The sequence below is a fragment of the Luteitalea sp. genome (assembly GCF_022842525.1).
GTDB lineage: Bacteria > Acidobacteriota > Vicinamibacteria > Vicinamibacterales > Vicinamibacteraceae > Luteitalea.
Map to the genome: position 1 here is coordinate 1 of NZ_JALHPM010000182.1, position 12,392 is coordinate 12,392.

Genomic DNA, 12,392 nt, shown 5'->3' on the forward strand with positions numbered 1-12,392 from the left:
GGGACGACGATGGCCATTCTCGCCACGAGCGCCGCAAAGCAGGTGATCGATCCCGTCTGCGGCATGCAGATCCTCGACACCGACGCTGTCGGGCAGCAGCGGTATCGCGGCACGACGTACTACTTCTGCAGCACGTCCTGTCAGGAGAAGTTCGCGGCCGACCCGGAGGCCTACGTCGGCGGCGCACCGCCCGCCGCCACCGCGCCATCTGCCGTGGGGGCCGACACACGCGAGTACACCTGCCCGATGGACCCCGAGGTGCGCCAGATCGGGCCCGGCACCTGCCCGAAGTGCGGGATGGCGCTGGAGCCGACGTCCGCCGCGCCAGCGACACGCACCGAGTGGACCTGTCCGATGCATCCCGAGATCGTCCGGGATGCCCCTGGCCCGTGCCCCATCTGCGGGATGGCGCTCGAGCCACGGACGGTCACGCTGGAGGACCGGAACCCGGAACTGGAGGACATGACGCGACGGTTCACCTGGTCGCTCGTGCTGACGGCGCCGATCCTCGTTGCCATGCTGGCCGACCTGATCCCAGGGCAGCCCTTGATGCACCTGATCCCCCCGGCCGCCATGACGTGGGGCCAATTCCTGCTCGCCAGTCCCGTCGTGCTGTGGGGCGGGTGGCCGTTCTTCGTCCGTGGCTGGGCCTCGCTCGTCAACCGGCACCTGAACATGTTCACGTTGATCGCGCTCGGCGTCGGTGCCGCGTACGGGTACAGCGTGGTGGCGACGGTGGCCCCGCAGCTGTTCCCGGCGTCATTCCAGATGCATGGTGGCCAGGTCGCCGTGTACTTCGAGGCAGCCGCCGTCATTGTCGTGCTGGTGCTGCTCGGGCAGGTCCTCGAACTCCGCGCCCGCAGCCGCACCAGTGCGGCGATCAAGAACCTGTTGGGTCTCGCGCCGACGGTGGCGCGCCGGATCGGCAGCGACGGCAGCGAGGCCGAGGTGCCGCTGGAGCAGGTGCATGTTGGCGATCGTCTGCGGGTGCGGCCGGGAGAGCGGGTGCCGACCGATGGCGTTGTCCTCGAGGGCGCCACGACCATCGACGAATCGATGGTCTCCGGTGAGCCGATTCCAGTGGAGAAGGGTCCCGAGGCGAAGGTGACCGGTGGCACGGTCAACGGGACCGGCACGTTCGTGATGGAAGCCCAGCGTGTCGGCGCCGACACCTTGCTCTCGCAGATCGTGCGCATGGTCAGCGAGGCGCAGCGCTCGCGCGCGCCCATCCAGCGGCTCGCCGATACCGTGGCCGGGTACTTCGTTCCGGCGGTGGTGCTCGTCGCCGTCATCACGTTTGCCGTGTGGGGGCTGTACGGCCCCGAACCGCGCATGGCGCACGCGCTCGTCAATGCGGTGGCCGTCCTGATCATCGCGTGCCCCTGTGCGCTCGGCCTGGCGACGCCGATGTCGATCATGGTGGGCACCGGCAAGGGCGCCGAACTCGGCGTGCTCCTGCGCAACGCCGAAGCGCTCGAACTGCTCGAACGGGTCGATACGGTCGTGGTCGACAAGACCGGCACGCTCACCGAAGGCAAGCCGGCGCTCACATCCGTCGTCGCGCGGGGCGGGTTGTCCGAAGACGAACTGCTGCGCCTGGTCGCCAGCGTCGAGCACGTGAGTGAGCACCCGCTCGCGGCGGCGATCGTCGCGGGCGCGCGCGACCGTGGCGTCCTGCTCGCCGAGGTGCAGGACTTTGCGTCGGTGACCGGCAAGGGGGTCAGGGGCCTCGTCGATGGTCGCCGCGTCGCCGTCGGCAACGTGCAGATGCTGGCCGAGGAGGGCGGCGTGCCGGACGACCTCATCGCCCTGGCCGACGAGAAGCGGCGGCAGGCCGAGACGGTGATGTTCGCGGCCGTCGACGGTCAGCCTGCGGGCCTGGTGGGCGTGGCGGATCGCGTGAAATCGACGACGCCGGAAGCGATTCGGGCGCTGCATGCGGAAGGGCTCCAGGTCGTCATGCTGACGGGCGACAGCCGGGTGACGGCGCAGGCGGTCGCGGCCGACGTCGGTATCGATCAGATCGAAGCCGAGGTCCTGCCGGAGGGCAAGGCCGACGTCATCGCGCGGCTGCAGGCGCAGGGACGGCGGGTGGCAATGGCGGGAGATGGCATCAACGACGCACCCGCACTGGCACGCGCCGACGTGGGCATCGCCATGGGGACGGGCACCGATGTCGCGATGGAGAGCGCGGCAGTGACGCTGGTGCAGGGCGACCTGCGTGGCATTGTGCGCGCGCGCCAACTGAGTCGCGCGACGATGGCGAACATCCGTCAGAATCTGTTCTTCGCGTTCATTTACAACACGCTCGGCGTCCCAATCGCGGCCGGTGTGCTGTATCCAGCCTTCGGGTTGCTGCTCAGTCCGATCATCGCGAGCGCCGCGATGACCTTCAGCTCCGTGTCCGTCATCGTCAATGCGCTGCGCTTGCGTCGGCTGCGCCTCTGACGCGGACTCGACGACCACCGAGCCGGACGACCGTCACGTGGTCCGGCTCGGTGCATGACTGTCAGTGGCTGCTCGACTTCTGATGCTTCTTCAGTTCACCGAGTTCCTGCTTCTGGCTCGCCGCCATCTTCTGAGCCATGGCGCGGAGTTCGGTATCGGTGAACTTCGTCCGCCCCACCATGTCGATCGCCTGCTGATGGTGTTTGGCCATCTCGTCGGCGAATGCGTGATCGAGTGCCGACCCGGGCGCCGACCGCAAGCGCGTCATCGCACGCTGGCTGTCCGCTTCCATTTCTTTCATGTGCATCGCGTGACCACCACTACCAGCGTTCGCACTGCTTTTCTGGTGCTTCTGTAATTCGGCAAGTTCACGCTCCTGCCCCTGGCGGATCCTGGCCGCCAACGCCTTGACATCGTTTGAGGCGCCACCCTTCTCTTCGATGCCTGCCATCTCGATGCCGTCCTGGTGATGCTTGATGGTCATCGCGACGAACTCCGCGTCCGTCATCGTGCTGTGGTCCTGGCTTTTCGAGGTCTGCGCGTGCTTCGCGTGACCTGTACCCGCCGGTGTCTGCGTTTGGACAGGCACAGACAAGGGAACCACGGTGGCCATCGTGAATACTGCAATAAGTGGCTTGAGCATGATTGATGTTCTCCGTTCAGTGAGTCTCGGCCACGTTACCCTTGGGCCCGTAATTACAGATCCCATACCACTGGCACAACCACGTGCGCATCGTCTCGATCTCACTGACCTGCGCAATGACGATGTCCTCGCACATGGCGATCAGCTCCGCGTGGTAGGCGCGGTCGAGGCAGCCACTGGCGCGCACGACAGCCTTCCAGTGGTGACGGATCATCGACTTCATGAATGCGATCTCAAACTCCGCGCCGAACATCTCCGACATCCGTTCCATGCGCTGCATGTCGCCCTGTGTCATCTCTGGCGCATAGCTGATGCCGTACCAGTCCTGCAGCCACGTCTGCATCGTCGCGATCTCCTGCTGCTGCGCCGCAATGATGTCAGCGCACATCGCCTTGAGTTCCTCGTGTGTGGCATTCGTGAGACAGATCTGGGACATCATGATCGCCATGTGGTGATGGTCGATCATGTCGGTCATGAAGCGGACCTCGTATTGTGCCTGGGCCTGCGTCGGTGCGGGCTCATTCGCCGTCGCGGGAACACTGGCCGTGAGGACGAGCGTAAGGGCGGCGCCGCAGATCGCGGCGTGGTGGCGCAGATTGAAGAACTGGAATCCCATGGTCGTACATCCTTGCGTGGTAAGAAGGCTCATCTCGAGCGCGTGCGGGGATCGCGCGCGCCACCCCGTGAACGCGGGACTCTCTAGATGCGCAAGGGCAGATCCGTGCCTACGAAGGCCAGGTGGGGAAGCGGCATCGATGGCGCAGGAACGATGGCCGGGCTTGCGTGGCGACGTGGCTCCCGCAGCGCGCTGAGCGCCACTGTCACCGCGGGACTGGCGGGTTCGAAGCGCTCCGGCTTCACCGCGGCAGGGCCGACGCGCTCGTCGCATGGCGTCGCGTTTGCGCGGAGCCTGGCATTTGGAGAGCCCCCGTGGCAGGGGCCCGGCGCGTGCACCGCGACGACTGCCGCGCCCACAGCCGCGCCCACACACTGCAGGCGGCACACCAAGGTGCCCACCGGACCGGCCAGCGCCGCGAGGACGAGCAGCGCGGCCGTGCAGAAGCGGGGCATGGCCGTCAGAACCTGTCAGAAGGTCTGCAGCGCCCGCTGACACGCCGTTTCACAGGTCCGACACGACTCGGCGCAGACGCGACAGTGCTCGTGGTGCTGCGCATGACGCTCGCACTCAGTGGCGCACAGCCCGCACGCGATGGCGCACGCCTCGAGGATGCGGCTGATCACCGTCTCGTTCGAACCGGTGCGGCGGCTGGCGATGGCGCCGGTGGCTGCGCACACGTCCGCGCAGTCGAGGTTCAGCCGGATGCACTGGCGCAGTTCCGCGACGGCCTGCTCGGCGAGACAGGCGTCGGCGCATGCGGTGCAGGCCTGCGCGCAGGCGTACGCCTCGTCGATCGCCGTGAGGAGTGCCTTGTTCGTGTTGCCGCGCACGTCGGGGTGGGTGGCGATCATCTCCTGGGTGTGCATCAATCCCTCCTGTTTTTGGCACACGCGTGATTGCGAGCCGCGCCGACGCTCAATGCAACGCAGGTGCCCGAACCGAATCAGCCGGCGTACAGGCTCAGCGGTACGCCATCGGCCCCGCACTCGCTAACCGAGCAATCCTCGTGGATGGGTTGTCGATGGGGCACAGTGCGCGCGTGACGCGAGCTGGGCTTGATCCGATTCGGTGGACGGGTTAACTACGCCGCCTGAGCGGAGAACCGGCGCTCGAACGCGGCCGGGCTGATCCGCCCGATCGTCGAGTGTCGACGTTGCTGGTTGTAGAACACTTCGATGTAGTCGAACAACTCCATCTTGGCCTCACCGAAGCTGTCGAAGCGCTCGGTGAGCTCACTCTTGAGCGTGGAGAAGAAGCTTTCCGCCACGGCATTGTCGTGGCAGTGACCGCGACGACTCATGCTGCACACGAGGCCGTGCGCCTCGAGCACGCGCTGGTAGTCCGCGCTGGCGTACGTGCAACCCTGATCGGAGTGATGCAGCAGTCCAGGGGCCGGCCCGCGCCGTCGGAGGGCCTGGGCGAGCGCCCTGAGTGTCAGATGCCGGTCATTGACAGCACTCACGGCCCAACCCACAACGAACCGCGAGTACAGGTCGAGAATCGCGGCGAGATACAGCTTGCCGCTCGTCCCAATCTGGAATTCGGTGGTGTCACTGACCCAGCGCTGATTGGGCGCCTCGGCGACGAACGTCTGCGCGAGGTGGTTGGGCGCGATCGGCTGATCGTGCTCGCTCATGGTCGTCAGCCGGTACCGCTTGCGCTGTCGGGCTCGCAGACCTGCCTGGCGCATCAGACGCGCGACGCGCTTGCGACTGACGGGCACGCCCGCCTCCCGTAGGTCGTCGTGGATCCGCGGGCTTCCATAGCGCTGGCGCGCCTTGGTGAACAGCGCGCCGATGCGCACGTCGAGCTCGGCATCGCGACGCGCATGGGCCGACAGCGGGCGCCGCTGCCATGCGTAGAAGCCGCTCGACGTGACGCGCAGTGCGCGACAGAGCACCCGCAACGGGTAGGTGGCCTTCTCCGTGGCGATCCAGGCGAACCTCACGCCTGGTGCTTCGCGAAGAAGGCCGCGTCTTTTTTTAAGATCTCGCGCTCCATCCGCAGCTCGCGATTCTCTTTGCGGAGCTTGCCGAGCTCCTCGCGCTCGGCGCTCGTCAGCCCCGTACGGCCGCCGGTGCGGTCGGCGCGGGCCCGCTCGACCCACTGGCGGAGGGCCGACTCAGTCAGGTCGAGGTCGCGGGCCACGGCGCCCACGCTCTTGCCCTCGTCCAGGACCAGGCGGACGGCTTGGGCTTTGAAATCCTCATCGAAGCTGCGACGGGTGCGCCGCGGCGGGGTCTCGGGGGCCATACGGGCCATCGTATCCACCTTTGCGAAGGTGTCCACGAGATCGGATCAAGCCCAAGCGTGCCCACACCACGGCGAATGCACTGGCGAGCAAGAGCAGCAACAGAGGGGCAGTGTCACGAGACTCGCGCATACACGACCAAGCTGGCACGGAGCGCGCCAACCGGGTGTCCGCAAGCACGCGGACGATGAAGCTGCGGTTCTCGATTCACCGCGGCTGAGCGCGTTCGACCGCATGTGTCCGCTGTAGGGGTACATTACGAGCTGACGTCGTATGCAACATCACTGCGCGCTCCGCGCATTGGCCCGCCGCCTGACCCGAGCGGATGGCGCTTGAGACACCTCACGTGCCGCGAGCAGCGTCAGGACAACACTGCGCGTGGCGCGGGAAAGTCCGCACCTCTTCGGTGAAATTCAGCCATCGGAGCGCCGTCAGTCGTGGTCGCGGCCGAAAACGCACAGGTTGGCGACTAGTCACGTTGGCAGGAGTCGTGCGACAGACATGGCTGGCACCATGACCCGTCTCTCCAGCCTGCTTCTCGCCTTGTTGCTGACGGTCACCCCGACCGTAGACGTGGTGTGCCGCGCGGTCTGCACGCCGAACTCTACTGCAGCCGCTGTGCCTTCGTGCCATGAGGTCGCCTCCGACACGGCCGAGTGGTTGCCCGACGTCACCTGTCAGCGCGACGCGCTCGCCGCCGTGGCTCCAACTGACGTGGCGCGGAGCATCGTCGCGCCAGCCCCGCTCGTGACCGCCTTGGTCATCGGCTCCGTGCTTGTGCCGGCGTCCAGCAGCGCTGGCCTCCGACGCCAGGCCCCACCGCCCTCGCCCGGTTACCCGTCCACGACCGTTCTCCGGATCTGATCGCACGCTCGCTGACACACGCCGCGGCGCAAGCGCCACAGCGTCAGGCCGGAGGCACGCCCGTGCGTCGCCTCAATCGTGGAGTCGACTGGAGAACCTCATGTATACCTACGCATTCGCTCGTGTGGCCTTTGCGGCCATCGTGTCCTCACTCGTGTTGGCCGCGGTCCCTGCCTGGTCCCAGGCGCCCGACGCGGTACCGCTCGCTGCTGACGTCGGCGCCCAACTCGTCGCGGCTCCGGACCTGCCCGCGAACCGTGCCCACCTGAGCGCACATTTCCTGGCCGTCGCCGCGGACTACGACGCGTACGCCCGCGAGCACCGGGCGATGGCGAAGGCGTATCGGCGCACGCCTTCCGGCTCCGACAGCAAACGGCCCGGAGCGCCCGACACTGCGGTGCATTGTGACCGCCTTGCCGACAACGCTGCTGGCGCGGCGAGCGAAGCTCGGGCGCTTGCCGCTGCCTACGGCGGTGGCGCACCCGTTGTGCCGGTATCTGCGGCTCCCGGGAACACCGAGCCCGCCAAGACGAACTCCGCCGAACTTCTGACGCCCCCGGAGTTGCGCACGCTCATAGAGGGCACTCCGGCTCCGGAGTCTGACGCACGCCTGACGCGTCACTATCTGGCCGTCGCGGCCAAGCTCGATCGTGACACGCGCGAGCATTGGGATCTCGCCGCGGCGTATCGCGCTGCCCCCACCGGCGCTGAAAGCAAGCGTCCCGGCGCGCCTGACACGGCGGTGCACTGTGAGCGGCTGGCGGAGCGGGTCTCGAGGATGGCCGGTGAGGCGCGTGCGCTCGCGAATGGTCACGCGCAGCAGCGGGACGGACGCTAAGCCGTGAGTGCCAGGCCTTTCGTGCTGCAGGGCACTGTGGACGCCGTGGCCAGCGACGACAATCTCGACTCGCGCTTGATGAAACGGGTGCTGGGTGAGTACCGCGAGATGCCGGGACTCGCCCTCACCCTGGACCAGGCTCGACGCCTGTGGGGATGCGACGAGGTGACGTGTCGTCGAGTCGTCGACGCGCTGGTGACGCGGCACGACCTGCGGTGGTCGCACGACCACCGGCTGATACGGACGGGCGAGGAGCCGTAGGAGGCCGTATGCACATCTGGCATGACACGGTCGACGCGCCACGCCGGCCGGGCCGGGTGAGCCCCGGTGAGGTCGCGGAGATCACCGTCGGCACCTGGCCCATTGAGCCAGGACAGTCGGTGCAGGTGCTGTGGGAGCTGCTGACCGGCGCCAGGAGCCGCACCGGAGGCACCATCGCTGCCAGGTGGCAACGCAACGACGCGGGGAACAGCTACTGGACGGCACAGCTCGGGCCGTTCGGCGACGGCGACCGTGTCACGTACAGCGCGGCGGGAGCGAGTGCCGAAGGTGCGGTGCAGGGCTCGGCGGCAATCTTTCGCGTCAAGCCGGCGCACGCTGGTCGATCGGCGAACCAGAGGCCACGGGTGCTGGCGACGCCGACGACCAGGACGCCTCCGACCTCTACCGGAAGCTGCAGCACGTCATCGCGCCGCTGTTCTATGACGACCACAGTGGATGGACACGGGTGATGCGTCACGCGATCGCCCTGAAAGGGTCGTTCTTCAATACGGACGGTACGGTGCGGCAGTACGTCCAGCACGCGTACGCACCCACAGCCGCGCCCGCCTCTCTCGAGGACACGCGTGCCGCCAAGAACCCGAAAGAAGGGTAGTCGCATGGACGTCACACGCAGAGCATTCGTTGGGCTCGCCCCGGCCGTTGGCGTCGCGCTGACCGCTGGTGCCAGCGAGATCGCGACGCCGCTTCGATCAGCATCACGTGTGCACGCGCTCGATGGCGGCATCCACGCTGCCAGCGCCGACGGTCGGCGTGACGTCGAACTGGTCGCCAAGGAGGGATGGGTCGATCTGGCCGGAAGTCGTGGCTGGCTCCTGGCCTTCAATGGCCAGGTGCCGGGCCCGTTGATAGAGCTCGCCGCGGGCGACGACGTCCGGATTCGGCTGACGAATCAGCTCGCCGAACCGACCAATCTCCACTTTCACGGCCTGCACGTGCCCCCGGACGGGACGGCGGACAACATCTTTCTCGAGCTGTCCCCGGGCGAAGCGGTGACCTATGCGTTCCGTGTTCCAGCCAGTCATCCGGCCGGCTTGTACTGGCTGCACCCCCATCTGCATGGGTTGGTGGCCCGGCAGGTGTCGCTCGGGCTGGCCGCGCCGGTGGTGATCCGGGGAGCATTGGACGCGGTCGCGGAGGTGGCGGCGGCACGAGAGCAGTTCCTCGTGCTGCAGGACTTCGAGCTCGATCGTTCGGGCCGACCTGTCGATCCCGGCGGGCGCGCGCTGATGGCTGGCCGCGAAGGGTCGATCGTGACCGTCAGCGGCCAACGCCGTCCCGCATACACCATCGAGCGAGATGGTCTCCTGCGACTGCGGCTGCTCAATGCCTCCGTGTCCAGGTTCTACCGGCTCTCCCTCGAGGGCCATCCATTGCACCTGATCGCGACCGATGGCGGCAGTCTGGCGAGCCCCGAGACGCTCGACGAACTTCTGCTGGCGCCGGGTGAACGACGGGACGTGCTGATACAGGGCTCCCGCGACGGGGGCTCCTACCGATTGATGAACCTTCCGTACAACCGCGGGTCAGCGGGGATGATGATGGGCGGCGTCGTGGGCGCAGACAGCCCGTTCGAACTCGCCACCGTCGTGTATGAAGGGCGTGCTGCGTCGCCGGTTGACATCCCGCAGGTCCTTGGCGAGGTCGAGCGTCTGCCGGCAGGCCCCGTGAGTCGCACATTCGTCTTGTCCGAAGCGATGGGGATGATGCCCGGCCGCGGCATGGGAATGCGCTTTCTAATCAACGGTCGGGAGTTCGACCATGCGCGGACTGACGCTCGCGTTCGGCTGGGCGCTGTCGAGGACTGGGAGTACGTCAACACCACGGGCATGGATCACCCCATGCACGTGCACACCAACGCCTTCCAGCGTGTGGGTCCGGACGGGCAGGCAGACCCGGCATGGCTCGACGGCGTCGTGGTTCCCGCACGCGGGCGCGTGCGGATCCGCATCCGATTCACCGACTTCGCTGGCATGACCGTGCAGCACTGCCACATCCTCGACCATGAAGACCTCGGGATGATGTCCACAGTGCTGATCGAAGGGTGACGCGCAGCCGTGATGAGGTTTCGTGAGGATGGGGGATGCGGCCGACGGTGGGACTGGCCGGCCTTGCTGCACTGATGGACGCGCCATCGCGGTCTGTGAGCGGCCGCTCGCGAGCAGTCTGGGAGATGCCGCGAGCGCCAGAGCTCTTCCATAATCCAATGAGCGTCGCCCGGGAGTTTCCGCACCGCTTCTGAGAATTTCCGGCCGCTCCGTCCGGTCCCCGGCTTCCTCGTCGCACAACCGGACGGATGCGCTGATTAGTGCGTTGGCAAGAATGATGCAACACTCCTTGTGGTTGCCATGACCCGTCTCTCGAGTCTCCTGCTCGCGTTGATGTTCTCGGTCTTGCCGACCGCGGACATGGTCTGCCGTGCACGCTGCACGCCCGACCCGACGGCTGCAAGTGCGCCCTCGTGTCATGACGTCACCCCGCCGACCCTCGATGGCGTGCTGCTCCCTGCAGTAGCCTGCCAGCGCGACGCGGGTGCGGCCCTGGCCCCCGCAAACGGAACGCGGAACCTCGTGGCGCCAGCCCCGGTCGTGACCGCCCCAATCACGGCATTCTTCCACGCGGCGGCGCCCGCAGGTGCCGCCACCAACCGCGAAGCGGTACGTCCCCGCCCACCTCAAGCCTACCCGTCCACGATCGTTCTCCGGATCTGATTCCACACCCGCTCTGAGCGACGCCGTGTACCAAGAAGCGCGACGTCAGGCCGAGGTGCGCGCTCGCGCGCTCGCCTCTCCGTGGAATTCGACTGGAGTTCATCATGCGCGTCTCTTCATTCGCTCGTCTGGCCCTCGCGGCCGTGTCTTCTCTCGTCATTGTTGCCGTCCCGGCTGACGCCCAGCCCCGCGAAGGCGCGCGCCTTCCGGCAAATCAGGTCGCTGAACTCATGGCGGCTCCCGACGCGCCGGGCGCACGTGCCCGCCTGGCCACGCACTTCGGGGCGGTCGCCGCCGACTACGACGCGCAGGCTCGTGAGCACAGAGCGACGGCGAAGAGCTACCGCCGCGCACCCACCGGATCCGAGAGCAAGCGCCCGACCGCTCCCGACACGGCGGTCCACTGTGACCGCCTCGCGGACCGCGCGGCTGACGCGGCCACGGAGGCTCGGGCGCTCGCCGCGGCATATGGCGGCGGTACACCAGCGGTGCAGGTACCTTCGCCAGGCATCAAGAACACCGCGCCCGTCACGTCGGCGTCTGCCGAGATTCTCGGGCCGACGGACCTTCGACGGCTCGTTGAAGGCAGTCCGACGCCGGCCTCGCACGCACGCCTCGCGCGTCACTACCTGGCCCTGTCTACCAAGCTCGATGCCGACGCGCGTGAGCATCGGGACCTCGCGGCCGCCTACCGCGCTGCGCCGGGTGCCTCGGACGCCAAGCGTCCAGGCGCACCTGATACCGCGGTGCATTGTGAGCGGCTCGCTGAGCGGGTGTCCAGGATGGCCGCGGAGGCGCGCGCCCTGGCGAGCAGCCACGCACAGCAGCAGGGCGGGCGATGAGCACGCGCTCACGAATCGTTCGTGTGGCGGTGCTGAGCGCCGCGTTGAGTAGCGCGGCCAAGGTGCCGATGGCGCGGGCGCAGGAACTGCCAGCCGCGGTGGTGCCACCGGTTCAGCTGCCGACGTCGCCTGCCGATCCGAACGCCGACCCGAGCTCGATGGCGACGCGCGTGCCGCTCAGCCAGATCGTCGACGACGTGCTCAGGTCACACCCTGAAGTGGCCGCGGCCCAGGCGCGGTACGAGGCGGCGCTGCAGCGTCCGGCACAAGAGCGCGCGCTCCCCGATCCGATGATCTCGACCGGGTACGCCTCCGCGGGAGCGCCATACCCTGGCGCCGGCCTGGGCGACGACCCGAACGCCAGCCTCGGCCTGATGCTGTCGCAGGAGATTCCGTATCCCGGCAAGCGTGAACTCCGTGCCGAGGTCATGCGGCGCGAAGCGGAGGCCGAACGCCAGCAGGTCGATGCCGCGCGCCTCTCGCTCGTCGCTCGCACGAAGCAGGCCTACTTCCGTCTGGCGGCCGCCTACCAGATCGACGAGATTCTGCGCAGCAATCATGACCTCCTCACGACGCTCCTCAAGGTGAGCGAGAGCCGCTACGCGGTCGGCCAGGCCGCACAGCAGGACGTGATCCGCACGCAGGCGCAGTTGAGCCTCATCGCGCTGCAGCGGGAGCGCGTGGCACGCGAGCGTCGCACCCGCGAGGGCGAACTGAACGCCCTGATAAACCGCGCGGCGGAGGCGCCGATCGGCCGCCCAGCCGATCTCGCGCCCATGTCGCTGGATCTCACGCTGCCCGCGCTGGTCGAGCGTGCCGCGTCAGGGGCGCCGATGCTGCTGCGCGACCGCCTGATGGCGTCGCGCTCGGAGGCCGCGATCGCCGTGGCGAAGCGCG

The 12,392-nt window shown here is 67.7% G+C and carries 11 protein-coding genes and 1 pseudogene; 8 read left to right on the forward strand and 4 right to left on the reverse strand.

The window, feature by feature from the left end; translation table 11 throughout:
* Positions 1 to 9: 9 nt before the first annotated feature.
* Positions 10 to 2,448 (forward strand): heavy metal translocating P-type ATPase, encoded by a 2,439-nt coding sequence (locus tag Q0C41_RS25190; RefSeq protein ID WP_367079307.1) that lies wholly within the window; start codon positions 10 to 12, stop codon positions 2,446 to 2,448.
* A 61-nt stretch (positions 2,449 to 2,509) separates the two neighbouring features.
* On the opposite strand, the gene Q0C41_RS25195 is transcribed toward Q0C41_RS25190, so the two are convergent.
* From Q0C41_RS25195 to Q0C41_RS25210, 4 genes are all read right to left on the reverse strand, one after another.
* Positions 2,510 to 3,091: a DUF305 domain-containing protein gene (locus tag Q0C41_RS25195; RefSeq protein WP_291988628.1), complete on the reverse strand. Its 582-nt coding sequence runs from the start codon at positions 3,089 to 3,091 to the stop codon at positions 2,510 to 2,512.
* A gap of 16 nt (positions 3,092 to 3,107) precedes the next feature.
* Positions 3,108 to 3,707 (reverse strand): DUF305 domain-containing protein, encoded by a 600-nt coding sequence (locus Q0C41_RS25200; RefSeq protein WP_291988630.1) that lies wholly within the window; start codon positions 3,705 to 3,707, stop codon positions 3,108 to 3,110.
* 470 nt (positions 3,708 to 4,177) lie between these two features.
* Positions 4,178 to 4,576, reverse strand: a complete 399-nt coding sequence (locus Q0C41_RS25205) for a hypothetical protein (RefSeq protein ID WP_291988632.1) — start codon at positions 4,574 to 4,576, stop codon at positions 4,178 to 4,180.
* Between the two features lie 215 nt (positions 4,577 to 4,791).
* Positions 4,792 to 5,963 (reverse strand): IS3 family transposase gene (locus Q0C41_RS25210; RefSeq protein ID WP_291988634.1). Its coding sequence is split into 2 segments (ribosomal slippage): positions 4,792 to 5,684 and positions 5,684 to 5,963, totalling 1,173 coding nucleotides; the frame shifts between segments, so codons are not numbered across the junction.
* Between the two features lie 962 nt (positions 5,964 to 6,925).
* Between Q0C41_RS25210 and Q0C41_RS25215 the strand changes: the two genes are divergently transcribed.
* From Q0C41_RS25215 to Q0C41_RS25245, 7 genes and pseudogenes are all read left to right on the forward strand, one after another.
* Positions 6,926 to 7,663: a hypothetical protein gene (locus Q0C41_RS25215; protein ID WP_291988636.1), complete on the forward strand. Its 738-nt coding sequence runs from the start codon at positions 6,926 to 6,928 to the stop codon at positions 7,661 to 7,663.
* A 3-nt stretch (positions 7,664 to 7,666) separates the two neighbouring features.
* The gene (locus Q0C41_RS25220; protein ID WP_291988638.1) at positions 7,667 to 7,924 is read left to right on the forward strand and encodes a hypothetical protein; all 258 of its coding nucleotides are present in this window, start codon (positions 7,667 to 7,669) and stop codon (positions 7,922 to 7,924) included.
* A gap of 184 nt (positions 7,925 to 8,108) precedes the next feature.
* A complete protein-coding gene (locus Q0C41_RS25225) occupies positions 8,109 to 8,537 on the forward strand; it encodes a hypothetical protein (RefSeq protein ID WP_291988640.1) in 429 nt (142 codons plus the stop codon).
* Positions 8,538 to 8,541: 4 nt separating this feature from the next.
* A pseudogene (locus tag Q0C41_RS31515) lies at positions 8,542 to 9,000 on the forward strand (multicopper oxidase domain-containing protein); the annotation flags it as partial.
* A 21-nt stretch (positions 9,001 to 9,021) separates the two neighbouring features.
* Entirely contained in the window at positions 9,022 to 9,990 is a 969-nt protein-coding gene (locus Q0C41_RS25235) for a multicopper oxidase family protein (RefSeq protein ID WP_291988644.1), read from the forward strand.
* Positions 9,991 to 10,883: 893 nt separating this feature from the next.
* On the forward strand, positions 10,884 to 11,495 hold the full coding sequence (locus Q0C41_RS25240) for a hypothetical protein (RefSeq protein ID WP_291988646.1): 612 nt from the start codon (positions 10,884 to 10,886) through the stop codon (positions 11,493 to 11,495).
* A partial coding sequence (locus Q0C41_RS25245; protein WP_291988648.1) for a TolC family protein occupies positions 11,492 to 12,392 on the forward strand: 901 nt, incomplete at its 3' end. The genes Q0C41_RS25240 and Q0C41_RS25245, both read left to right, overlap by 4 nt.